The sequence below is a fragment of the Allotamlana fucoidanivorans genome, assembly GCF_006265225.1.
Classification (GTDB): domain Bacteria; phylum Bacteroidota; class Bacteroidia; order Flavobacteriales; family Flavobacteriaceae; genus Allotamlana; species Allotamlana fucoidanivorans.
Genome location: NZ_VDCS01000002.1, coordinates 294,915 through 319,655, shown reverse-complemented (window position 1 = coordinate 319,655; position 24,741 = coordinate 294,915). Strand labels below are relative to the sequence as shown.

At 33.7% G+C, this 24,741-nt stretch carries 17 protein-coding genes; 6 read left to right on the top strand and 11 right to left on the bottom strand.

What is annotated here, in order from left to right:
• The first annotated feature begins 65 nt into the window (after positions 1-65).
• Together FGF67_RS02975 and bshA are read left to right on the top strand one after the other, a co-directional pair.
• On the top strand, positions 66-2,984 hold the full coding sequence (locus FGF67_RS02975; RefSeq protein ID WP_139694983.1) for a glycoside hydrolase family 3 N-terminal domain-containing protein: 2,919 nt from the start codon (positions 66-68) through the stop codon (positions 2,982-2,984).
• Positions 2,985-3,059: 75 nt separating this feature from the next.
• Positions 3,060-4,199, top strand: a complete 1,140-nt coding sequence (bshA, locus tag FGF67_RS02970; RefSeq protein ID WP_139694982.1) for an N-acetyl-alpha-D-glucosaminyl L-malate synthase BshA — start codon at positions 3,060-3,062, stop codon at positions 4,197-4,199.
• Positions 4,200-4,283: 84 nt separating this feature from the next.
• On the opposite strand, the gene FGF67_RS02965 is transcribed toward bshA, so the two are convergent.
• The 3 genes from FGF67_RS02965 to FGF67_RS02955 all read right to left on the bottom strand — a co-directional run bounded on the left by FGF67_RS02965 (position 4,284) and on the right by FGF67_RS02955 (position 6,945).
• A complete protein-coding gene (locus FGF67_RS02965) occupies positions 4,284-4,775 on the bottom strand; it encodes a hypothetical protein (RefSeq protein WP_139694981.1) in 492 nt (163 codons plus the stop codon).
• A 179-nt stretch (positions 4,776-4,954) separates the two neighbouring features.
• Positions 4,955-6,409, bottom strand: a complete 1,455-nt coding sequence (locus tag FGF67_RS02960) for an MltF family protein (protein ID WP_139694980.1) — start codon at positions 6,407-6,409, stop codon at positions 4,955-4,957.
• 110 nt (positions 6,410-6,519) lie between these two features.
• Entirely contained in the window at positions 6,520-6,945 is a 426-nt protein-coding gene (locus FGF67_RS02955; RefSeq protein WP_139694979.1) for an outer membrane insertion C- signal, read from the bottom strand.
• Between the two features lie 116 nt (positions 6,946-7,061).
• On the opposite strand from FGF67_RS02955, the gene FGF67_RS02950 reads away from it, so the two are divergent.
• Positions 7,062-9,971, top strand: a complete 2,910-nt coding sequence (locus FGF67_RS02950; protein ID WP_139694978.1) for an FAD-binding and (Fe-S)-binding domain-containing protein — start codon at positions 7,062-7,064, stop codon at positions 9,969-9,971.
• A 24-nt stretch (positions 9,972-9,995) separates the two neighbouring features.
• Here the strand turns inward: FGF67_RS02950 and FGF67_RS02945 are convergent, their stop codons facing one another.
• Both FGF67_RS02945 and FGF67_RS02940 read right to left on the bottom strand, forming a co-directional pair.
• Positions 9,996-10,829 (bottom strand): UDP-2,3-diacylglucosamine diphosphatase, encoded by an 834-nt coding sequence (locus tag FGF67_RS02945; RefSeq protein ID WP_139694977.1) that lies wholly within the window; start codon positions 10,827-10,829, stop codon positions 9,996-9,998.
• Positions 10,830-10,974: 145 nt separating this feature from the next.
• A complete protein-coding gene (locus tag FGF67_RS02940; protein ID WP_139694976.1) occupies positions 10,975-12,111 on the bottom strand; it encodes a hypothetical protein in 1,137 nt (378 codons plus the stop codon).
• A gap of 193 nt (positions 12,112-12,304) precedes the next feature.
• Between FGF67_RS02940 and FGF67_RS02935 the strand changes: the two genes are divergently transcribed.
• The 3 genes from FGF67_RS02935 to FGF67_RS02925 all read left to right on the top strand — a co-directional run bounded on the left by FGF67_RS02935 (position 12,305) and on the right by FGF67_RS02925 (position 17,989).
• Positions 12,305-15,127, top strand: coding sequence for a glycoside hydrolase family 2 protein (locus tag FGF67_RS02935; protein WP_139694975.1), 2,823 nt, complete (start codon positions 12,305-12,307; stop codon positions 15,125-15,127).
• Positions 15,128-15,179: 52 nt separating this feature from the next.
• Entirely contained in the window at positions 15,180-16,442 is a 1,263-nt protein-coding gene (locus FGF67_RS02930) for a glycoside hydrolase family 117 protein (RefSeq protein WP_199240642.1), read from the top strand.
• A gap of 92 nt (positions 16,443-16,534) precedes the next feature.
• The gene (locus FGF67_RS02925) at positions 16,535-17,989 is read left to right on the top strand and encodes an alpha-L-fucosidase (protein ID WP_233243987.1); all 1,455 of its coding nucleotides are present in this window, start codon (positions 16,535-16,537) and stop codon (positions 17,987-17,989) included.
• Between the two features lie 367 nt (positions 17,990-18,356).
• On the opposite strand, the gene FGF67_RS02920 is transcribed toward FGF67_RS02925, so the two are convergent.
• The 6 genes from FGF67_RS02920 to FGF67_RS02895 form a co-directional block, all read right to left on the bottom strand.
• A complete protein-coding gene (locus tag FGF67_RS02920) occupies positions 18,357-19,469 on the bottom strand; it encodes a glycoside hydrolase family 117 protein (protein ID WP_139694972.1) in 1,113 nt (370 codons plus the stop codon).
• Between the two features lie 121 nt (positions 19,470-19,590).
• Positions 19,591-21,174 (bottom strand): hypothetical protein, encoded by a 1,584-nt coding sequence (locus tag FGF67_RS02915; RefSeq protein ID WP_139694971.1) that lies wholly within the window; start codon positions 21,172-21,174, stop codon positions 19,591-19,593.
• A gap of 293 nt (positions 21,175-21,467) precedes the next feature.
• Positions 21,468-22,433, bottom strand: a complete 966-nt coding sequence (locus FGF67_RS02910) for a D-2-hydroxyacid dehydrogenase (protein ID WP_139694970.1) — start codon at positions 22,431-22,433, stop codon at positions 21,468-21,470.
• Between the two features lie 81 nt (positions 22,434-22,514).
• Positions 22,515-22,991 (bottom strand): hypothetical protein, encoded by a 477-nt coding sequence (locus tag FGF67_RS02905; protein WP_139694969.1) that lies wholly within the window; start codon positions 22,989-22,991, stop codon positions 22,515-22,517.
• 232 nt (positions 22,992-23,223) lie between these two features.
• Positions 23,224-23,952, bottom strand: a complete 729-nt coding sequence (locus tag FGF67_RS02900; RefSeq protein WP_139694968.1) for a DUF3575 domain-containing protein — start codon at positions 23,950-23,952, stop codon at positions 23,224-23,226.
• A gap of 17 nt (positions 23,953-23,969) precedes the next feature.
• Complete coding sequence (locus FGF67_RS02895) at positions 23,970-24,668, bottom strand: hypothetical protein (RefSeq protein ID WP_139694967.1); 699 nt, start codon at positions 24,666-24,668, stop codon at positions 23,970-23,972.
• Between the last annotated feature and the right edge of the window lie 73 nt (positions 24,669-24,741).

The following is a 24,741-nucleotide window of genomic DNA, read 5'->3' as shown; positions in this document are numbered from 1 at the left end:
AAAAAGTGTTATTTTGGCATGATTATTAGTGTTTCTTAGCTATTAAAACCTTATAATTAATCCATATGCGCCATATCTATATATCAATTTTAAGCCTGCTTTGTACTGTTTTAAGTTTCAGTCAAAAAAACATAAATCCTTTGCTATCAAAAGATGTTGCTGCTCAAGAGAAATGGGTAGATAGTGTTTACAATAGCATGTCTTTAAAGGAGAAAGTAGGGCAGTTATACATGGTTCAGGTCATGTCAAATCTAGATGCTCAATCCAAGATAAAAGTTGTTAAAGGCATAAAGGAGCATCATATAGGTGGGATTATTTATTCCAATGGAGGACCATACCGTCAGGCTAAATTGAATAATGAATTACAAGCCTTATCTAAGTTACCAATGCTTATTGGTATGGATGCTGAATGGGGATTGAGCATGAGACTTGATTCAACCTATGCCTTTCCGTGGAATATGACTTTAGGGGCGATAAAGGATAATAAATTAGTAGAACAAACAGGGAAACAAATAGGTGAGCACTGCAAACGTTTAGGGGTACATTTTAATTTTGCACCCGTAGTAGATATAAATACGAATCCTAAAAACCCAATTATAGGTAATAGATCTTTTGGAGAAAGTCGTGATGACGTTACGCAGAAGGCACTAGCTTTTATGAAAGGCATGCAAGGCAGTGGTGTTTTGGCAAACGCGAAACATTTTCCGGGGCATGGTGATACAGATCAAGATTCGCACAAAACCTTACCAACAATACATTTTGATGAAAAGCGGATTGATTCAGTAGAATTATATCCATACAAACAGCTCATAAAAGCTGGTTTATCCAGTGTTATGGTGGCTCATTTAAATGTACCGAGTTTAGAAGCTAAGGAAAATTCTCCATCGTCATTATCACACCACATAGTGACCGATATTTTAAAGAACCAATTAGGTTTTCAAGGGTTAATTTTTACCGATGCCTTGACCATGAAAGGTGCTGCAGATTTTGATGAAACGAGCGATATAGATTTAGCGGCATTTAAAGCGGGTAATGATGTTATGCTTATGTCTGAAGATGTTGGTATTGGTACCTCAAAAATTATTGAAGCCTATAAAAAAGGGGATATCAGTGAAAGTAGGTTGGCATACTCTGTAAAAAAGATTCTTCAGGCCAAATATAAAGTAGGCTTACATAACTATAAACCAGTTGCTATTGCTGATTTATCAAAAGATCTTAACCGTTTAAAAGATGATGTGCTTAATGAGGAATTATTTGAAAATGCCATTACCATAGTTAAAAATGAAGGGGATCTACTGCCGTTGAGAGACCTAGAGACAAAAACAATAGCCTATATTGAGCTTGGAGATGATTCAGGTATACCATTTTTTAATGCATTGAAAAAATTCGGGAAGGTTCATGCTTTACAAGGCGACTCTCTGGAGGACTTAAAAAATAAATTACAAGTATATAACACGGTAATTATTGGTTTTCACCGTTCAAACGCTAATCCATGGAAAGCTTATGAGTTCTCTGAAGAACAGCTAGAATGGATTGATAGTATTGCAGAAACCCATAAGGTGATACTTAACGTTTTTGTAAAACCCTATGCCTTGTCGGATTTAAAGCGTATTGATAATATTGAAAGCATTGTAGTTAGTTATCAAAATAGTAAAACAGCACAAGAAAAATCTGCTCAAATTCTTTTTGGAGCCTTACCTTCAAAAGGGCATTTGCCAGTTTCAGTGGGCGATTATTTTACAAAGTTTTCAGGAATTTATACCAATGAATTAAAACGTCTTAGTTATACTATTCCTGAGCGCGTTGGAATGAGTTCAGAGAAGTTAAAAAAAGTAGATTCTCTTGTAAATTATGCGATTAAAAATGAAATGACTCCAGGTGTTCAACTATTGATTGCCAGAAAAGGAAAAGTGATTTACAACAAAAATTTTGGAAAACACACGTATGAAGGCAAAGAAAAAATAGGTTTTGATGATATTTATGACGTTGCGTCGTTAACGAAAATATTGGCCACCTTACCCTTACTTATGGAACTTGAAGAGCAAGGTGTTGTGAGTTTAGATACCAAATTATCTGAAATTTTACCAGAATATAAGGGATCAAATAAAGAAAATATTACATTAAAAGCCATGTTGTCTCATTATGCGCGGTTAAGACCTTGGGAACCATTTTATTACAATACTCTTGATTTAGAAACTAAAAAACCAAGTCCTAAATATTACAGAGCAAAGCGCAGTGCAGAGTTTAATATTGAAGTATCAAAAAATCTATTTTTAAGAACAGACTATCAGGATTCTATCCCAAAAATAATTAGAGAGTCTGAGTTGCTAGACCGATTAAAATACCGTTACAGTGATTTTCCTTATTATATTTTAAAAGAGTTTATTGAGTACCACTATGACAGAACGTTAGAGCAATTAACGGAGGCACATTTTTATGAACCCTTAGGGGCAAATTATACCATGTATAATCCGTATCATAAAATAAGCAGTAAAAAAATTGTACCTACAGAGATTGATGACTATTACAGATATCAAAAAGTACATGGGTATGTACATGATATGGGGGCAGCTATGCAAAATGGTATTGGTGGTCATGCAGGTGTTTTTAGTAATGCTAATGATGTGGCAAAAATTATGCAAATGTATTTACAAAAAGGATATTATGGGGGTAAGCGATTTTTAAAACCAGAGACCATTGATAAATTTAATACCTGCTATTTTTGTAGTGAAGACAATAGAAGAGGTGTCGGTTTTGATAAACCACAACTAGAGGATGATGGTCCTACCTGTGGCTGCATCTCAATGACAAGTTTTGGGCATTCAGGATTTACAGGAACTTATGCATGGGCCGATCCAGAAGAAGAAATTGTTTATGTGTTTTTGGCAAATAGAACCTATCCAAGAGCAGGTAAAAACTTATTATTAAGAGAAAATATTAGAACTGAAATTCAACGGTTTATCTATGAAGCCATAGTTGATTAAAAAAATTAATGGATGTTACTGTAAGTTTTTAAGACGAATTATTGACTTATTAAGATATCATACAAAAGCATAATAATGAAAATAGGAATAGTTTGTTATCCAACGTTTGGAGGTAGTGGTGTTGTGGCAACAGAATTAGGTTTAGAACTGTCTAAACGTGGTCATGAGATTCATTTTATTACGTATAGCCAACCTGTTAGGTTAGAGTTAATTAGTCATAATGTACACTATCATGAGGTGAATGTTCCAGAATATCCGTTGTTTCATTATCAACCTTATGAGTTAGCATTATCTAGTAAGTTGGTTGACATGGTAAAACTCCATCAAATAGACATTTTACATGTGCATTATGCTATCCCACATGCCTACGCCGCATACATGGCCAAGAAGATGTTACAAGAAGAAGGTATTTATGTCCCAATAGTAACCACTTTACATGGTACAGATATCACTTTGGTAGGCAGCCACCCTTTTTATAAGCCAGCGGTAACCTTTAGTATTAATAAATCAGATGCTGTAACTGCCGTTTCTCAAAGTTTAAAGGATGATACATTACGTTTGTTTGATATTAAAAATGATATATATGTTGTTCCTAATTTTATAGATTTAGAAAAACATAACGGACAAGGGTTTACAGATTGCCAAAGAGGCATGATGGCGAAAGATGACGAAAAAATTATTACGCATATAAGTAATTTACGGCCAGTAAAACGTGTTCAGGATGTGATTAGTGTTTTTTATAGCATTCAGAAAGAAATGCCCGCTAAACTGATGTTTATAGGCGAAGGCCCCGAGAAAGAAAAAGTAGAACTTCGCTGTCAGGAATTAGGCATTTTAGATAAGGTGGTTTTCTTTGGAAAAAGTAATGAAATTGATAAAATTTTATGTTTTAGTGATTTGTTTTTATTACCCTCACAGACAGAGAGTTTTGGCTTAGCAGCGTTAGAAGCCATGGCCTCTGGTGTACCAGTAATTTCTAGTAATACAGGAGGGATTCCAGAAGTTAACGTTCATGGGATGTCGGGCTTTTTAAGTAATGTAGGTGATGTTGACGATATGACAAAAAATGCATTGTATATTTTAAGTGATGAAAACCGCTTAAAAATGTTTAAAGCTAATGCCATTAAGCAATCTAAAAAATTTGATTTACACACTATAGTGCCACAGTATGAAGCCATTTATGAAGATACATTGGCCAAGTGTTTGGTCATTTAAGAAGATAAACACATAACCGTTTAAAAATAAATAGGCCTGCAATACCATTGCAGGCCTATTATTAAAAAATACATTGAATTTTTTTTAGAACTGGAATCGAATACCTAACGCAATATCAAAATCTAAATCATTGTTATTGTATGTTTCGTCTCCAAAACCAATTTCTGGTCTGAAGTCTAAAGATAACAGAAGAGGGATGTTAAAATTGTACTCAATTCCTATATCACCAGCAAGAAAAACGAAAGTGTCAGAAGATCTATAACCAAATTTGTCTTCAAAACTATAAGATCCTAAACCTCCACCAGCACCAGCATACCAGTTAAAGTTTCCATCTAGAAGCCATACCCATTGGTATAGGCCTGTTAGTTTGAAACCGTCGTAATTTCTACTATCTCTCCATCCTAAATCAACTTCTAACCTATTATTGCCACCCAATGCATGCTGCCATGATACTTCGGCTCCAAAACCATCACTATCTCCTAGTCTGAGTCCTAAAGCATTTTTTGAAATTTCTTGAGCATTCGTTGTAAGGGTAAATCCAAATACGATTAATGATAAAACAAATAATTTTTTCATAAAGTTGTTTTTTTAAGTTTCCTATTAATTTATACGATATAAACAAGAGTTTAGATCGTGGGGTGTATATTTGTAAGGCAACAAATGTAAGGTGAAACCTTAATAAATCTAAATAGAAAATATATTCTTTTTATATGAATTTAGAGGTCCTATAGATGGCTAATAAATAGGTGTGTTTTTTATTCAGCAGTGTCAAGAAGTTGTATATATAAATTGTAGCGTTCAAAAATTTCTTTGACATAATTTACAGGCTCAATACCATGAATATATCCATATTTTATATCCTTTCTTGAGAAATATTTTCGGTAGGTTAATTTTAATAAAGATGCTTCAATATTTTGCCAATGGTTGGGGTCTAATCCTTCCGCTTTTGTTAGGGTTACTGCATCTTTTAAATGGTTTAACCCCGCATTATAACTAGCTAAAGTATACTTTAGTCTGGTGTCAAAATCTTCAACAGTATCCCATTTGTTCCAAAGCTTTAATAGATAAAAAGTGCCTGCTTTTATACTTTCTTCGGGGTGAGAGGTATCTTCAATTCCTAATTCTCTAGCTGTACTAGGCATAATTTGCATTAAACCTTGTGCTTTTGCCCAACTTTGTGCCTTCGGATCAAATCTTGATTCTTGAAATATCTGACTGGCCAGCATAACCCAATCCCAAGGTAAGTTTTCAGAATACTTTTTTATTAAATCATCATACGGACTTAATTGCTTGGTTTTCGTTAAATAATAATCACTGTTTACATGCTTTTTTATAATTCTACTATTTTGAAAATAGCGATTATAAATAACATAATAATCTGTAGTTTTCCTAAGTTTTTGTATCCATGTATTTAAAGCCTTTTGAAGTTGAGGTGCGTTTCGTCGTATAACCCATGATGCTTTTTGAGACAGACTTATGGGGGTAGAAACATCAATATTTTTAAAATAAATGGCATGCATTTCAGCTATGGTGTTATCGGCTATGGTATATTTAAGATCTCCTGCTGCCACCATGCCGATTAACTCATCTGTGGTAAGCGTAGCATCAACTTCATTGATGTGAATATGACCACCTGTTTCTTCCATAAAATTTTCTAAACGCATTTTATAGGAAGAATATTTACGTACGTTTACCGTGTCACCAATCAGATCAATGGCGTCCGTTATTAGCATATTTTCAATTTGATGTAGTTTTAAGTTCCGCCAGTTATCAGGTTTACGTTGCACAAGAACTTGTTTGGTAAGATATAGGTAATTTGTAAACGTGAACTTTTCTTTTCTTGTTTTGGTGGGTGTGAAATTATGCGCTACAATATCGCCTTTTCCGCTATTTAACCATTCTCCCAAAACATTAAAATTAGGAGCCACTATAATTTCTAAACTTAGGTTCAATTCTTTAGCTAATTGTTGAAGAAGGTCATACTCAAAACCCATGCTTTCGCCTTTGTAAACAAAAAAACTGGTGGGACCACTTAAAACGATGGCTCTTAGGGTGTCTCTTGTTTTTATGGCATCCAAATCAAATGAAATAGGTTTTGAAATTGTGCTTTTTTGAAATAAATCATGGTTTTCTACGCTCTTTTTTTGATTAAATTGACAACTAAAGAACATTATAGTAATCAATACCCAAATAGAAAAAGAACGTATCATATCATTGGTTTTAGTTATAACCTGTAATATAAAAAGAATAGATTATCTCAAACATAAAAAAAGCCCTCTAATTAAGGGGCCTTTATGAAAAATTTACTAGTGAAGTTATTTTAGTTAAATCTATATCTAATATTTAAACCAAAACCTCCCCAATCCATATCTGTATCTTCAACAATCCAAAAAGTAGGACGATAGTCTAGTCCAATAGAAATAGGAGCCTCAAAAACATATTCTAGTCCAATTTCTCCACTTGCGCCTAATAAAAAGTCATCTCCAAAGTAAGCAGAAGGCCCTACACCTACATACCAATTAAATTTATCTTCGCCTAAGGGTTTGTAGATTAGATCCCAAAGGGCATCTAACCCAACACCATCACCAAATGATACATTGGCATGAATTCTACTGCCTCCTGTATGGAATACACCATCAACAGCAACATTATTTTTACCAGACACTTCCCCAAACCGAAGTCCAATTTCCTGAGCGCTCAGAGCAAATGATGATATTAAAAAAATACCTACGATTAATTTTTTCATAAGATTGAATTTTTTAAATGTTAGTTAGGATAAATATAATCTTTTTTAGGAAGTATGGCATGAAATCCATTAAAATAAATAGGATTTTTACGTATCCTTGTATTAAAGTTTAAACGATGTCCTTACTAGCCTTACAGTCAAAACTTTCAGGAGAATTATATATTGATTCCTTAACAAAAGCCATATATGCAACCGATGCTTCTGTATATAGAAAAGTGCCTCAAGCGGTTGCTTATCCAAAAAATGAAGACGATATCCAATTGTTGATTGACTTTGCTAAAACAAACAATACGTCATTAATTCCCAGAACCGCAGGAACATCATTGGCAGGCCAGTGTGTGGGTGAGGGTATAGTAGTTGATGTTTCAAAGTATTTTACTAATATTATTACTTTAAATGCGCAAGAACAAACCGTTACCCTACAGCCAGGTGTGGTTAGAGATGCGCTTAATAATTACCTGAAACCATTTGGTTTGTTTTTTGCTCCTAATACATCTACCTCTAATCGTTGTATGATAGGAGGGATGGTAGGGAATAATTCATCAGGAACAACCTCAATACAGTACGGAGTTACTAGAGATAAAGTTGTTGAAATGCGTACTATTTTAAGTGATGGTAGTACCGTTGTTTTTGGCAAGCTATCTGAAGAAGATTTCTTAGAAAAGACTAAACAAACCAATTTAGAAGGGACAATATATAAGACAATTTATCACGAATTAAAGTCTAAAGCCGTTCAAGAACAAATTTTATCAAATTTTCCAAAGCCTGAAATACATAGAAGAAATACGGGGTATGCTATAGATAAACTTATTAGCTCAAGTATTTTTTCAAATTCAGACACGCCGTTTAATATGTGTGAATTGCTTTCTGGAAGTGAAGGAACGCTTGCATTTACTACCCAAATAACCCTAAAATTAGATAAGCTACCACCCAAAGAGAGTATTATGGTGGCCGCACATTTTGAAAGCATTGAAAAATGTTTGTTGGCCGTGCAACCTGTAATGAAACATAATTTGTACACCTGTGAAATGATGGATAAAACCATTTTAGATTGTACAAAACATAATAAAACCCAGCAAGAAAATAGATTTTTTATTGAGGGAGATCCTGTGGCTATTTTAATGTGTGAAGTTAAAGCAGATACAGAGGAAGTGGTTGAAACGCTTGCAGATAAACTCATTGAAGAGATTAAAGACTCTGGCTTTAGTTATGCTTATCCTGTTTTAAGAGGTAAAGATATCATCAAGGCTTTAGATTTAAGAAAAGCGGGTTTGGGCTTACTGGGGAATATTATTGGTGATAAAAAAGGGGTAGCTTGTATTGAAGATACTGCTGTGGCATTACCCGATTTGGCACAATATATTTCAGAATTTACCGGTCTTATGGAACGGTATGAGCAAAATGCCGTTTATTATGCGCATGCTGGTGCTGGAGAAATCCATTTACGCCCCATTTTAAACCTTAAAAAGAGGGAAGATGTACATCTTTTTAGAAAAATAACAACCGATATTGCACATTTAGTGAAAAAGTATCAGGGGTCAATGAGTGGTGAACATGGCGATGGGATTGTGCGGGCTGAATTTATTCCGCTGATGATTGGTGAAGCTAATTATCAAATAATTAAGAAGATAAAGTATAGCTTTGATCCGCATAATATTTTTAATCCTGGGAAAATTGTGGATGCCCATCCTATGGATGACGCTTTACGCTATAAACCCGATAGAGTAGAACCAGAGATTGAAACGGTGTTGGATTTTTCAGATTCCTTAGGGATTCTTAGAGCTGCTGAGAAATGTAATGGTTCTGGTGATTGCAGAAAACTTTCCGAGTTTGGCGGAACCATGTGCCCTAGTTACAGAGCTACGAGAAATGAAAAGGACACTACGCGAGCAAGAGCTAATGCTTTACGAGAGTTTTTAACACATTCAGAAAAGGAAAATAAATTCAATCATCAAGAACTTAAGCAGGTTTTTGATTTATGTTTGAGCTGTAAGGCCTGCTCTAGTGAATGTCCAAGCAGTGTAGATGTAGCAAGTTTAAAAGCAGAATTTCTCTATCAGTACCAAAAAGCAAATGGGGTTTCAATACGAACTAAATTATTTGCATACAATACCCAATTGAATAAGTTAGCAAGTACTTTTCCACACTTCAGTAACTTCATGTTTGCTAATAATGTTACCTCGCCATTGATAAAAGAAATGTTCGGTATAGCGCCTAGTAGAAGTTTCCCTTTAATAACTTCAAAAAGCTTATCAAAAGTGTATCAAGCGTTTAATACATCACCTAAAGCAAAAACGTATATAAAAACCGTTTATTTATTTAATGATGAGTTTACAAATTATTTAGACACGCCAATAGGTATTGATGCTATTCAGTTATTAGAAGCTCTAAATTATGAAGTGAAAATGGTAAGCCATGAAGCGTCTGGTAGAACATTTTTATCTAAAGGGCTTTTAAAGCAAGCAAAAGCCTGCGCAAATAAAAATGTTGGTATATTTAAAACTATTATTTCAGAAAAAACACCTCTATTGGGTATTGAACCTTCGGCAATTTTAACGTTTACAGACGAATATTTAAGATTGGCAGATGATAAGGTAGCTGTTGAAGCCATTGCTAAAAACACATTTTTAATTGAAGAATTTTTACAGGAAGAAATTGCCTTGGGGCATATAACATCGGAACAATTTACGTCTGAAGATAGAACTATAAAGTTTCATGGACATTGTTACCAAAAAGCCTTGCGTAACCAGGCATCGAGTTTTACCGTGCTCAATTTACCTATAAACTATAAGGTAACCATTATTCCTAGTGGGTGCTGTGGTATGGCTGGAAGTTTTGGTTATGAAAAAGAACATTATAAAGTAAGTATGATTGTGGGAGAGCAAACGTTGTTTCCTGCCGTACGAAAAGCATGTGCCAATACCATCATAGCGGCCAATGGAACCAGTTGCAGGCATCAAATTAAAGATGGAACACAACGTATAGCAAAACATCCTGTTACCATTTTAAAAGAAGCTTTGCTTTAATTAATTGAGGCAAAATAAAGTGTATTACTTGTTTTGAACTATGGTAATAGCGGCTATTAAATCTTTTACTTCCATATCTTCTATTTCATCATGAACTATAAAAGGAGCCAGCTTATCCTTGTTGAAGTTATAAATTTTCCAACGTTTAAATTGGTATTCTAAAGCTGTTAGGTTTTCAACCCAATCTCCAGAATTAAGATAAGTTGTTTTGCCATATTTATTTTCAAAATATTCTTTTTTTGGTTGATGAATATGCCCGCAAACCACGTAATCATAACCATTTTCAATAGCTAGTTCTGAAATTACTTTTTCGTAATCATTTATATACTTTATAGCACCTTTTACGCCATTCTTTACTTTTTTAGATAGAGAATAACGTTCTTTACCGCGGCGTTCTAAATACCAATTAACAACTCTGTTAACCAGAGTAAGTAAATCATAACCATAGCCACCTAGCTTTGCAATCCATTTAGCATTTTGAATAGAGATATCGAACACATCGCCATGGAAAAACCAAGCTTTCTTACCATCTAATTCGAGCACCACCTTATTTACAATAGAAATATTACCTATGGTAGTATCGCTAAATTTTCTAAGCATTTCATCATGGTTTCCGGTAATATAAATGATTTCAACACCATTTGACGCCATTGACATTATTTTCTTTATAACCTTAAGATGTGCTTTTGGAAAATATCGCTTACTAAACTGCCATATATCAATAATGTCGCCATTTAAAATCAATTTATTGGGTTTTATACTATTCAAATAGGTAAGCAATTCCTTTGCGTGGCAACCATAAGTTCCTAAGTGGACATCACTAATTACTGCAATTTCAACTTTTCTTTTTATTTTCAAATTCGATAAAACTTTATTTATCAAATTACAGAAACTATTATTACTTAATGATTACGTTATAATTATTTATATATAAGTTATTTGTTAAGTAAATGTTACCTAAAGTGTTAGTCTTTATGTGTTGAGTATAAAAAGGTATTAGCGTTTAAAAGGGAAACACCTGTTCTAATTTTAAAGACGTGTTAGTCCTATCTTGCCCTTTTACCATAAAAATGGCAGTAAAATATTTTTTATCCTTAAGGTGTGACTGCGTAAACTTTGCAATACTATCCTTGTTAGTAAAATACTCTATGGTGGCGATAACGCCTATGTCGTGTTGCGAGAAAAACAAAAAATGAGTTGTTTTGTCTACTGGATATTTTGATACAATAGCATATTCTTGAGTTTCATTGCCCGTATTCAAGTTATACTGATTTTGATTTGTTTTATGTTTTAAAGCATCACTAGATATTTCAAAGAAAGGATTAGCTTGATTGTAAAAATGAAGAAACTGATTGTTGTTTTTTGTAGGACCAACATAAATGGCATTTCCTTCTTTTATTTCAGAAAATGATGTTTGCGTTGAAAACCTAACGGAGAATTCTTTTTCATGATGTTGAAAAAACTTCTGAAATTTTTGAGAAGCTAAGGCCCCCATGCGTGTAATATATGAATAATGTGAAGGTTTCAGGTTGGTTCTTAAATCAAGATGTTTATCAATAAATTCATAAAATTCGTCGGCGTCATTAATTGAAAAATCTCTTGTCCAACCTTGATTGTTGGTAATGGTTTTACCTGTAAGCCCAAAGTGGTCTCCTAAATAAAGATGGGTTGTTGCAGCGTTTGATAGAAATGACTCCCACAAAATCGGCTTCACTTTAGGTAAGCTCATAACCAATAAAGTGCCCAATGAAATAAACAAAAGCGTGTAGGGGATAACGGTTTTCCATTTCGCTGTTTTTATTAGAGAGTATTCTTGTGGTTTTTTATAAAAGCTAACTTGATATTGTCCTTTCTCAATTTTTAAGCGCCACACATCATGTTTTCCTTCAGTAGCATAGAATTGAGAAATCTTTTTTCTGAGATTATAAGCGTTTACACGTACTCTGGGGTTCGTTCTGTCTGTAGCGTTTTTACTTTTAAAAAATTCAATATCAATAACACTTTCCTTAAGAGGGATTTCTTTTTTAGTAGCTTCAAATAAGTACAATAATAGTGCAATACTTGTAGGTGCTTTTTTAAATGTATTGCTGTTAATAATAGTATCAACTATTTTACGCTTTTGTTTTTCAGTTAGTTTCATGCTTTTTAAAAATCTTGTTTGCATTTATACTTTAACCGTTATAGCTACCGTTAAAGTACGTTAAAATTAATAAAATTGAATCATATTGTTAATTTTACTATAATTCTTTAGAGGTTAAGGATATCCACTTTTAAACTGTTAAGGATTCGTTGTATCTCATTAAACTATTCTAAATTCAACTAAACAAAACATTATGAAAAGAAGCTTTTTATGGGTTTTATTGTTAATAGCTATGTGCCATACTTTTTCTCAAAATAATGCAGAGACACAAATAAAATACTTATCGGGAAAGGGAAAAGATAGTATGGTACTTTGGGATTTTTACTGCTCTGAAGGTATGAACAGTGGTAAATGGAGCAAAATAGGTGTGCCATCTTGCTGGGAACTACAAGGTTTTGGAACATATAACTACGGACATGACCTGCCCTTTGAGAAAAGAGGGCATGAATATGGGCTCTACAAGCATACATTTTCTGTGCCTAGCGCTTGGAAAAATAAGGACATAAAAATTGTTTTTGAGGGTGTTATGACCGATGCAGAAGTTAAAATTAATGGTAAGTTAGTAGGAGATGTACATCAAGGTGCTTTCTATGAATTTAAATATTCAATTTCTAAATATTTGAAATATGGTCAAGAAAACCTATTAGAGGTTAAGGTAAATAAAACCTCGGCCAATGAGTCTATAAACTATGCTGAGCGAAGTGCTGATTTCTGGATTTTTGGAGGAATTTTTCGTCCGGTATACCTTCAGGCTTTTCCAAAGGATCACATTGAACGTATTGCGGTTGATGCCAAAGCTTCTGGAGCGATAAAAGCAGATGTTTTTTTGAAGTCAAAGTCAGCAAAACAGGTAAAACTGTATTTGCAAGATATTGGAGGGAACGACATTCAAAACCTAGTCGTTTCACAACTAGAAAAAGGCAAAGATAAATGGTCAATTTCTAGTTTTGCCAAGGATATTAAAAGTTGGAATTCAGAACATCCTAATTTATATTATTTACGAGTTGATTTACTGGATGCTAAAGGCAATAGTTTACATACCATATCTCAACGTATTGGTTTTAGAACGGTTGAATTATTGGCAGGCGATGGGATTTATGTTAACGGGCAGCGTATAAAATTTAAGGGAGTAAATCGCCATTCGTTTCATCCAAAATCTGGCCGAACTACATCAAAAGCCTATAGTATTGAACAAGCCAAAATGATTAAGGATATGAACATGAATGCGGTTAGAATGTCGCATTATCCCCCAGATGTTCATTTTTTAGATGTATGTGACTCGCTTGGGCTTTTTGTTTTGAACGAAGTATGTACTTGGCATAAACCAAAACTAGATACCGAGGTTGGCCGTAAAATTGTTAAAGAAACGGTAATACGTGATGTTAATCACCCGTCAATTTTACTTTGGGACAATGGCAATGAAAGTGGTTGGAACACAGAACTTGATGATGATTATGCTAAATGGGATATTCAACAACGAGAAGTCTTACACCCATGGAACATTTTTAGAAAAACCAACACTTTGCATTATTTCCATTATCATGGTTTAGCCAATGATGGACCCGCAAAGGATAAAATATTTTTCCCAACAGAGTTTTTACATGGATTATATGATGGTGGTCATGGAGCAGGATTAGAGGATTATTGGTTGCGAATGTGGAATATGCCTACCATTGCTGGAGGATTTTTATGGGGTTTTGCAGATGAGGCTGTTGTTAGAACAGATAAGGAAGGCATATTAGATACGGATGGAAATCACGGTGCTGATGGTATAGTTGGTCCTTACGGAGAGAAAGAAGGGAGTTATTTTACAATAAAAGAAGTTTGGTCACCAATCTACATTGAAGATCGATTCATTCGAAATGATTTTAATGGTATGTTCAGAATTGAAAATCGTTATCATTTTACTAATTTAAATGCGTGTAAAATGACCGCCAAATGGATTAAGTTTGATGGGCCAAGTGGTACTACAGATTTCAAGGTGATTCATGAAAGTGCAGTAGAACTTCCTAATCTTGCACCAGAAGGAAAAGGTATGTTCACTGTTAAGAAACCTGAGAGCTGGCAACATGCTGATGCGCTATGGCTCATGGCAACTGATCCTCATGGACAGGAAATATTTACATGGACGTATCCTGTACAATCCCCTAAACAGCTAAATAAAGCCATTATTGGATATGATACTAAAGGAAAAGTGACTTCAAAAATAGAGCATGACAACATTTATGTGTCATCCAGCAATATGGAGTATGTTTTTTCTAACGTTACCGGATTACTTGAAGAGGTTAAAAAAGATGGTCATATTATTCCGTTGAATAATGGACCAATTATATTTAATCATAAAGATGATATAGAAGATATAACTGTTAATACGGTTGATGCATTGGTTGAGATTCGTGTTATATTTAAAAGGCGAAGCAAAAGTTCAGACTGGGAAAAAATTAAAGAATATAGTTCAGACAAAATTATATGGACAATACACCCTAATGGTGTACTTGATTTAAAAGTTGAAATTAAAAATGAAAAACGCGTAAAGAGTTTTAAAGGTATTTCATTTTCATTCCCAGAAAATCAAGTAGCCGAAAAAAAATGGTTGGGAGATGGACCGTATCGTGTTTGGAGAAATAGAATGAAGGGAACCCAATTCAGAGTTTGGGAAAACGAATATAACAATACAATTACTGGGGTGTCACCATGTGAATACCCAGAGTTTAAAGGATTTTTTTCTAGTTTGTATTGGGTAAAAGTAAAAGGTAAAAATAACAATGGTTTTACCGTGTACTGTCACTCACCACAAACTTATTTACGCATGTTTACTCCAGAAAATCCTGAGGGTGATGAGCGAGGAAGAGTTAGCGTAGACTTTCCTGAAGGGGATATCTCATTTTTAAAAAATATTGTTCCAATAGGAACTAAGTTTCAAGAACCAATAACCACAGGGCCACATGGTAATCCTGAAAACTTTTTTGGTAATGATGATGATCCTTTAAGTATTGAGTTAACCTTTGAATTTTAAGAAAAGTATGAAAGATTTTTCACTAGCCTTAGTATTTATAGCTATAGGATTTATGTGTTTTAGCTGTAAACAAGAAAGCACTCTTCAGTGTGAATTAGAAGTAAACGAAGCGTTTCCTTTTTTTATTCCAGAGGATAAACCGAATGGGATGTTAAGTACTGCGGTTAAACGTAATTATGAATCTTATGAGCATATTAGACCAGAACAAACCGAATTGTATTCTCAATTTAGGTATACAGAACTAAAGGGTTTTGATTATAATGGGGGAGATGGAACCATAACCAGAAGAGACCCTTCTAAGGTAGTTTTTGAAAATGGTAAGTATTACGTTTGGTATACAGGACGAAAAACATCTGTAAGATCAGTAGGTATGTCACGAGCTAAACTAGCTAATGACACCATTCCCTCTAGTGATTGGGATTTGGCTGATATTTGGTACGCCACTTCTGAGGATGGGTTTACTTGGACAGAGCAAGGTATTGCTGTTCCTCGTCCACCAAAACCAAACCCTGGGTGGCGCTCTGTAACTACTACAGATATTCTTAAATGGAAAGGGAGGTACTATTTGTATTTTCAAGCGTTTATGGAGGCCAGTGGGTTACGAGGCGATTTTTGCCCTGTTTCGGTAGCTTATGCAGATTCGCCCGATGGCCCTTGGACACATTCAAATAAAATTGTTATTCCTAATGGCCCAGACGGTTCATGGGATCAATTTTCAATACATGATCCATATCCGTTGGTCCATGATGGTAAAATTTATCTGTACTATAAAGGTGATTTTGATAAGCGTCCGGAGTTAAAACCTTCAAAAATAAGAATGCAGGGCTTAGCTATTGCTGAAGATCCTTTAGGCCCCTTTGTGAAACACCCTTTAAATCCCGTTATTAATTCAGGTCATGAAACTACTTTATTTCCTTTTAAGGAAGGGGTAGCGGCTATAGTGCAACGAGATGGGCAGGAGCACAACACCATTCAATATGCAAAAGATTGGGTTAATTTTGAAATTGCTGCGATATCTGAATTGCTCCCCGTTGCAGCAGGCCCTTTTGTGCCTGACGCATTTACCGATACTAAAAATGGCAAAGGAATTACCTGGGGGTTATCACACTTTATTAATGCTGGTGGCAACTGGAATCATACCATTTTAACACGGTTTGATTGTGACTTGAGTCAAGAGGTTGATGACCAAGAAATGAAGAGGCACTACTATCAGTATAGTCCAGAATTTTATTATACGCATGAGCTAAGCAGCAAACAAAAAAAGCGTATACAACTAGAAACTAAGAAATTAAAAAGTATAAATTACCAGAACTAAATCATTAGGCGCATTAAATTATGAAATTTAAAATTATATATGTAATCATATTACAAGTGTTACTATCGATTTCTTGTAAGCAACAAAAAACATTGAATATAGTAAAACAAGAGCAATATGAACCTAATTTTGAATCGCTTGCTAAACACAACGCAGCTCCAGAATGGTTTCAAGACGCTAAATTAGGAATGTATTTTCACTGGGGGCCATACAGTGTACCTGCCTTTGGTAGTGCGTGGTATCCTAATTTTATGTATATAAAAGGAAACCGTTTTAATAAATTTCATGAGGCAAATTTTGGACCCATTGAAGAATTTGGTTATGAAGATTTTATACCGATGTTTACCGCCCAGTATTTTGACGCTGAAGATTGGGCAGATTTGTTTCAACAAACAGGTGCTAAGTTTGCAGGACCAGTAGCGCAGCACCATGATGGATTTGCTATGTGGGATAGCGATGTTAATCCTTGGAATGTTGCCGATATGGGGCCTAAAAGAGATATTACGGGAGAATTATTTAAATCGTTAAAAAAGCGAAACATAAAAACCATTGCTACGTTTCATCATGCCCGAAATGGTCAAAGAAATGCTAATAATCCTGAGCATTGGGGTAAGAATGGCTATAACAGCCACTACCCGTATCATCCAGATTTACCAACATCAACTACAGATCAGAAGCTTCGTAAGTTATTTGGCAACTGGGAAACTATTGATGCATTTAATCAATATTGGCTAGATCAAGTGAACGAAGTGGTTGATAAGTACAATCCTGATATTATTTGGTATGACTCTTGGCTTAATATGATTCCAGAAGACATCAGAAATCAAATGTCGGCACATTATTTTAATAACGGTGTAAAGAATAACCAAGAAGTTGTTATATGTAGAAAGCAAGATGATTTACCCTTAGATTATAGTATTGTAGATATAGAACAAGGCGGAAGACGAGATATTCACCCGCAACCATGGATGACTGATATAACTTTAGGGGAAAGCCGTTGGATGTATGTAGAGGGGCATAAATATAAAGATGCGGCTTTGGTAGTTAGAAATATGATTGATGTTTGGAGTAAAAACGGTATTGTTTTATTGAATGTTTCTCCGCGTGCCGATGGCGTTATAAATGAGGAACAACGGGCTATATTAAAAGACATTGGCGCATGGTTAAACAGTCATGGTGAAGCAGTTTATGGTACACGCCCACATACTATTTTTGGTTATGGTACGGCTAGTGCTGGCGATGGTTCTCATGGAGGGCAATCGTCTAAAGTAGAATATTCAGCAGATGATATACGCTTCACAGTTGCAAAAGATAAAAAATCAATGTATGTGTTTTTTTTAGGAAAGCCAGAAGCTGGTAAAAAGGTAGAAATGAGAACCATTGGGGGCTATCATAGAAATATTCCACCATCTCCTATCAAGCGTGTCTCTGTGTTAGGAACCAATGTGGAGGTTGAATGGCAGTTAACAACAGAAAGCTTTTATCTTACCATCCCGGAAAAAGGTTTAAATAATATAGCTACAGTTTTTAAGTTTGAGTTAGAATAGAGACCTGTTAAACGATTAAATCATACTCGATAAAAACTTTACAAGACCATATTTTGTAATAAAATAATTTCTATTTTATTGAAAAACACCGAAATTGTAATGACCATATTATTGTCGAATCGTTTATTTAAAATATAGCAGAACTGTTTGCAAACCAACTATCCGAAAAACCAAACTTTATAAGATTGATTAAACAAGATTAAATGTTTAAAGAATGCACTTTAAACTGTAATTTTTAATCGGGTAGCATATGTTTAGTTATAGATAAAACACCAGTTTGTAAACATTCTGCTTTTTTATAAGAGATAGACTCTAAAATAAAAAATGCACTTTAATAACGTGCATTTTTTTATTTATAGTGTTCAATTTACTCACTCTGTTCACCTTTTGCGGTATGATGCTTCATTTTCCATGTGGTAAATCTTCTGATGTATTGATAATCATCATTCATATATTCATGGGTTAATCCCCATCTCAATATTTCAGTAGGTTCACGCTCAGTGTCTGCTGTTCTATTTAAACCAATGGCATGAGGAGCGCCTTTCACAACAGCTTTAATGTCAAAATTGATTCCATCTGGCGACCATTGAACAGTATTTTTTTCAGGTCCATCTGTAGTTATTAAAGAGGCTATACCACCGTTGTAAGGCCAAACACATATTTCGTGACCACTATTTGAAATTGGGTTATAGGGCGATTTAACATAGGGTCCCTTGGGGTTATCTGCAATGGCAACACCATGCCTAATTTGACGACCACCAAAAGTAATAGCTTCTCCCATTTGCTCACCCTTGTAATACAAGTAAAATTTATTATTATACGGTAAAATGCAGGGGTCATGAACTTTATGACTATCAAAGTCGCCTTTTTTCTCTACAGCAAATCGATTGTCTTGCTCGCCTTTCCAAATACCATTATTGGCTGGTTTTAAAATTGGTTCATCACTTTTCGTCCACGGACCATAAGGCGAATTTGACCAGGCTAATCCAACTTCATTTTTAACTCTTACGGTATAGGGGCATTTTACGGTTTGATAAGATAAATAATACATTCCGTCATATGCCATGATTTCTGGGGTAAATACAGATCTGTCATCATAAGTACCACGTTCACCTCTTTGTACTGCTACACCTTCTTCTTTCCAGGTGATACCATCTTCTGAGGTGGCAAACCAAATATCACATCTGTCCCAAGGAAAAACTTTATCGTTTGTAATGTTTCCAGCAAACCCATCAGTAGCTCCAACAGATTTAGAATACCAAACAAAATACTTACCGTTATGCTTTATCATAGCACTAGGATCTCGCCTAACAACACCTTCTTCATAAGCCAAATCGCCTTTTAAATCTTCAACCTCATATTCAAAGAACCATTCATTGCCTAAATCCATAGGCCATTTTAATGCTCTTTTACTGGCAGCGCTTAGCTTATCTTTATTTGTTATGCCTAAAAAGTCTATTTGTTCATCACTTATATTCATAATTTATGTGCTGTTTTATTAAATTTAAAAATAGAAATACTAAAGCGAATATAGAGCAAAATTTAACAGATTCTTTTAAAAATTTACTCAACTAAAACTTTATTTTATTGGTAAAATAAGATTAAAGCGAGTTGATATAATCTTCTAGGTTTATATGTCTGGGAAGTTTCATTTTTTTTCTAATACGATGTCTTGAGGTATGAACAGATTCAACAGAAATACCTAACAACCGAGACATTTCTTTGCTTGACATGTTTAACTTAATTAAAGCACAAATTTTTTGATCGCCTTGACTCAAGTTAGGAAATTTTTCAAAGATTTTATCATAAAATTCTTTATTAACCTCTATAAATCTTAATCTAAACTCATCCCAAGTATTATAGCTATTTATAGAAACGGTTTTAAGGATTTTATTGAGGTCACTTTTCTTTATAACAGAGTCTCCTTCACGTATTTTGGTTTTCAAGTTTTTCAGGAATTCATCTTTTTCAATAAGTCTTAGTGCAGAGGCCGCTAACTCTTTATTTTTTAATTCAACTAACTCACTTGCTTTCTTTATTTCAAGTTCTTTGTTCTTTTGAATAAGAAGTTTTTCAGATTTATGTCTCGCTCTAAGGTTTTTTATATAGATAGCGCCTATAATAATTAGGAAAATGATGGAAACAAAAAGGATAATCCGTTGTAAATTTTTAATTTCTGCTTCCTGCTTTAATTGTTTTAAATGTTGTGCTTGTATTTTTTGCTCTTGTTTTTCTTTTTCTAGCCTGTAGGTATCTTTAATTTCTAATAAAGGTTGGTTGGATACACTTCTACTATCAAAAAATGTAGCGTCAAGGTCTTTTGCTTTTTTAATATTAGTGTAGGCTTTTTGGTAATCTTTTTTCTTCAAATACAAATCGGTTAACTTTTCATAAATCAAAGGTGTAAAGTCAATGTGGCTACTGTATTCTGCTGAAGTTTGAAGTGCCTTAAAGTAAAGTTCTTCACTTTTATTTAAATTGTTAAGATTAAAATAAATATCCCCCCAATATTTATAAACCAATACCATATACGAGGGTAATTTTTCTTGAAACCACGGAGCTATTGATTCCATAATTTCAAGCGCCTCTTTATTATTGTCTTTCTGCGCTAGAATATTGGCTTTCTCAAAATCTAAAAAAGATTTTGAGATTGGTGTATTATCTCTGTCAAAATATAAATATGCACTATCTAAATATACCTCTCCTAATTCAGGGTTGTTAAGATCTCTATAAATATTTGTAATAGAGTGATAAGAAATTACTAAATCAGAAGGTTTTATCATTTCCTGTTTAATAAGTTGCTTTTGAATATTGAGAGATTTTTTTAAATATTCTAGAGCTTTATCTTCTCTTTTGTAATAAGAATATATTTTACCTAATCTATTATAAACTGTTAACTCCGCTATTTTATGTTTAGAGCTATCTATTAATAATAGAGCATTCCATAATTCATCATAAGACTTGGCATACTGGGCTTGATGTTCAAAGACTAGAGCTTTTGCTAATAAGCCAAAAGCAGCGCTCCCTGAGTCCCCTTTTTTTAAGTTTAAATCATGGCTGTATTGAAATAATCTAGCCGAACTATCAGGATACTTATATTGCAATGATGTAGCTTTCCGATAGACATCTTGAGGACTTAATTCTTTTTCATCTTTTGTGTTTTGAGCTTGAGTAGAACCAAGCATAAGCAAAGTGAAAAACAGCAACAAGATTTTATGACGAAAATATTTATTAATCAGTATAAATGATGATATATAAATAGCCAATTCAAACATATTTCTAAAAAATCTATTATTAATTATTGAAAATACAAATTTATGGCAGCAAAGTTAATAATACTTTAAAAAAAGATAGTGGTATTTTTGAAAAACTAGATTTTAGTTATTTCTTTTTTTAGTGTTTTTTATCTGATTGGTTTTTAAACGGATAGAAAATAAATCCTAAAAAGACACTGCTTTATGTGCGATATTTCCTTAATTTAATTATTAACAACATTCATTGGTTTTCCCTTTTTAAATGCTTTTATGTTTTTAAATGTAGTTTCCATAAGTCGCATTCTAGCTTCTTTAGGTGCCCAAGCAATATGCGGTGTTAGTATACAATTCTTTGCCGACAATAATGGGTTACTAAGTTCTATGGGCTCTTTTGAAACAACATCAAGTGCAGCGCCATAAACCTTTCCAGAATTTAAGGCTTCTTTTAAATCTTTTTCAATTATTAAAGGACCTCTAGCGGTATTAACGATCATAACACCTTGCTTCATTTTTTCAATACTCCTTTTGTTAATGATTCCTTCAGTTTCTTTTAATAAAGGACAATGAAGGCTGATAATATCTGAATTCTTAAATAAGTAATCTAAAGTTACAAATTGGCACGTATTTGATTCGAGTTCAGGATATTTGGTTCTTGAAAAAGTAATGATACGCATTCCAAAGGCCTGTGCTAATTTAGCTGTAGCTTGACCAATATCTCCAAAGCCAATTATACCTAATGTTTTGCCTTGAAGTTCTATTAAAGGGGAATTCCAAAAACTAAAATCTGGGCTCTTGCTCCATGCACCATCTAAAACGGCCTGACTATGTTGTCCTATATGATGACATAATTCTAAAATTAAAGCTATTGTAAATTGAGCCACTGATACCGTACTGTAAGAAGGTACATTGCAGACCACAATGTTATTTTTCTTTGCGGTTTCAGTATCAACCACGTTGTACCCCGTAGCGAGAACACCTATATATTTAAGGTTTTTTGCATTTTTTATGGTTTGCTTAGAGAGGGGTGTTTTGTTGGTTAAAATAACATCAGCATGTTTAACCCTATCTAAAATAGTAGCTTCGTTAAAGGGTGTTCTATCATAAACTTGTAATGTGCCAAGACTATCAATGTCCTTCCAACTTAAATCACCAGGGTTTAGCGTGTAACCATCAAGTACAACTATTTTCATGTTCTTATTTAGAATTAAAGTTCTAAATATAAAACAATAAAACAAGTATAGATTTAGGCAACACTTAAAACTTATGCTGCTTTATTCTACACGAACATAATTTTCGGCAAAAATTAGGTGCCCTTCAGAATCAAAACGTATTTGGCTAAACTTTTCACCATCAACAGTGTATTTAAACTCATAAACAGAAGTACCGTCATCTTTTACATTCATACTTTTTGAACCATATTCAAGGGTTTCAATGAGTAAACTATCGGTAAGTTCATAATCACCATAACCAAACCATTCGGTTTCATCTGCCGCATTGTTTCTACACCACATCACTTTATGGGGCGTAAAAATCTTGATGTGTTTGTTTTCTGGTTTAGATTGAAAACTATCTATTTTACCTTGGTTATAGTTGTAGTAACTAGTACGTTCCCAAGTACCAATTAATGGGTGGTGGGTTTTTATTTCTGTTTTTTCAACAAGAACCATATCTTCTTTATTTTCTTTAGATTGGTTACAGGCTAAAATAATAACAAGGAGGGAGGCAAAAAAGAATACATGAGCTTTCATAGTTATAAAGTTTTTGGTTTATAACAATTTACAAAAAAAAAAAGGAAAAACAATAGTAATCAACTTGTAAGAAAAGTGATTGTTTTATTAGAAACAATTTATGTATGTTATTCAAATAACACTATACTAGTTTCGTAATTCTATATTCTTTGTGCGTTACAGCGTTTTTACCAAATATCAATTTTAATTAAAATAAAATTAGCTCACAGCTCAATATAGTGCGAGTTTAAAATTAAAAAGAGTAGCCAACAGTTATACCATATCTAAATGATATAGTGCTAAATTTTGATCTTAAATCAACGTCCTTAAATTCAAAATCGGAGTTAATAAAATCAAAAATACCATATTCACTTAAGGCATTATTAAGCTTTTCATAAAACTCAGTTGGTAGTGATTTTTTTTGTACTAATTTAAAATTGTAATGTCCGCCGCCAGGGCCAGCAATTAAAAAGTCTATAAAAAACCGTTTAGATAGTCGAAGTTTATAACCAGCCATTAGCCCAATAGATGTAACCTTAAAATCGGCATCATATTCTACATCATAATTTGTGTTATCTTCACTAACATACGTACCATTTAAATCAGACTTAAAATCAGAATATTTAACATAAGCACCTACGTAAAAACCATCCATACTGCCAATCATAGTATTTTTAAAATAATACCTTACTTCAGGTATAAGTTTGTATCCAAAATAATTAAAATCATTCGTTTTAATACTATTAGCGTCAATACCTCTAAAGCTTATTAAACCATTTTCCGTTTTATAACCAGCACTTAAAGCCACAGAGAAATGGTTGTTTAAAAGGCGTTCGTACCTCAATAATCCTGTACCGTTCGCCAGATCAGTAAATACAATACCAATTTCATTTTTATATTTTTTAACGTCTGTATTTTCTTGAGAAAACAGACTGAGGGTCAACGTTAGGGCTATTGTAGTTAGAATGCATTTGTTAGGCATGGCGAAAAGAATTTTAGTTATTTTTTTAAACTTTTAACTACCGCTTTAGCATATTTTTTCGCAATGTTTCCAGCAGTTTCTACATTTTCAATTTTTGATGTTACTGAAGCTATCATTTGTTTGTTTTCAGGTAAATCAAGATTATAAACAGCCGTTTCTAGAACATAAATTTGAGCTGTTTCAGTCATTAATTCTACAGGTTCATATACACCTTTAAAAGTAGGAGTCGGTACCGGGCTTGTGTAATATCCAAAAAAACCAATTGTGTTCATTCCGTAGTAAGACCCTAAATCAGCACCAGCTTCATACCCGCCCGAAACATTAGTTTTAGACAAGCGTTCAACACCAATTACAGAGCTAATACATACAGCATCAAATCCCTGTTCTTTAAGCTGTAATTTGAATTTTTCAAGATCTTCTTTTGATAAGGTTTCGTTCGTTTTTAGCTTAGGAAACACTTTATAACTTTCAGAAGCTTTTAAATGACTAGAAAGTAATTGTTTGGTCATTTCACGTTCAACAGATTCTCTAACATTTTGCTTTTTCATTCTTGCAATAACTAAAACTTTTTGGTCTTTTATGGTTGCCACATGATCTGCCGTATAAGTGTTTAAAACTTTGAGCCCTGAACAACTTGATAGTGAAATAATAAGGCTGAATAAAGCAACTTTTATTGTGTTTAATTGCATTGAAAATACAGGTAATGTTTTAGTCATGTTTTTGTAAGTTTTTATATAAGTATGTTTATAAATTTAATTCTGAATAGCGAAAATGGTTTGAGTGTAAAAC

Excerpts from the sequence above, each read along its gene's own strand:
- FGF67_RS02975 (WP_139694983.1), top strand. The coding sequence starts at position 66 with ATGCGCCATATCTATATATCAATTTTAAGCCTGCTTTGTACTGTTTTA.
- bshA (WP_139694982.1), top strand. The coding sequence starts at position 3,060 with ATGAAAATAGGAATAGTTTGTTATCCAACGTTTGGAGGTAGTGGTGTT.
- FGF67_RS02965 (WP_139694981.1), bottom strand. The coding sequence starts at position 4,775 with ATGAAAAAATTATTTGTTTTATCATTAATCGTATTTGGATTTACCCTT.
- FGF67_RS02960 (WP_139694980.1), bottom strand. The coding sequence starts at position 6,409 with ATGATACGTTCTTTTTCTATTTGGGTATTGATTACTATAATGTTCTTT.
- FGF67_RS02955 (WP_139694979.1), bottom strand. The coding sequence starts at position 6,945 with ATGAAAAAATTAATCGTAGGTATTTTTTTAATATCATCATTTGCTCTG.
- FGF67_RS02950 (WP_139694978.1), top strand. The coding sequence starts at position 7,062 with ATGTCCTTACTAGCCTTACAGTCAAAACTTTCAGGAGAATTATATATT.
- FGF67_RS02940 (WP_139694976.1), bottom strand. The coding sequence starts at position 12,111 with ATGAAACTAACTGAAAAACAAAAGCGTAAAATAGTTGATACTATTATT.
- FGF67_RS02935 (WP_139694975.1), top strand. The coding sequence starts at position 12,305 with ATGAAAAGAAGCTTTTTATGGGTTTTATTGTTAATAGCTATGTGCCAT.
- FGF67_RS02930 (WP_199240642.1), top strand. The coding sequence starts at position 15,180 with ATGTGTTTTAGCTGTAAACAAGAAAGCACTCTTCAGTGTGAATTAGAA.
- FGF67_RS02920 (WP_139694972.1), bottom strand. The coding sequence starts at position 19,469 with ATGAATATAAGTGATGAACAAATAGACTTTTTAGGCATAACAAATAAA.
- FGF67_RS02915 (WP_139694971.1), bottom strand. The coding sequence starts at position 21,174 with ATGCTTGGTTCTACTCAAGCTCAAAACACAAAAGATGAAAAAGAATTA.
- FGF67_RS02910 (WP_139694970.1), bottom strand. The coding sequence starts at position 22,433 with ATGAAAATAGTTGTACTTGATGGTTACACGCTAAACCCTGGTGATTTA.
- FGF67_RS02905 (WP_139694969.1), bottom strand. The coding sequence starts at position 22,991 with ATGAAAGCTCATGTATTCTTTTTTGCCTCCCTCCTTGTTATTATTTTA.
- FGF67_RS02900 (WP_139694968.1), bottom strand. The coding sequence starts at position 23,952 with ATGCCTAACAAATGCATTCTAACTACAATAGCCCTAACGTTGACCCTC.
- FGF67_RS02895 (WP_139694967.1), bottom strand. The coding sequence starts at position 24,668 with ATGACTAAAACATTACCTGTATTTTCAATGCAATTAAACACAATAAAA.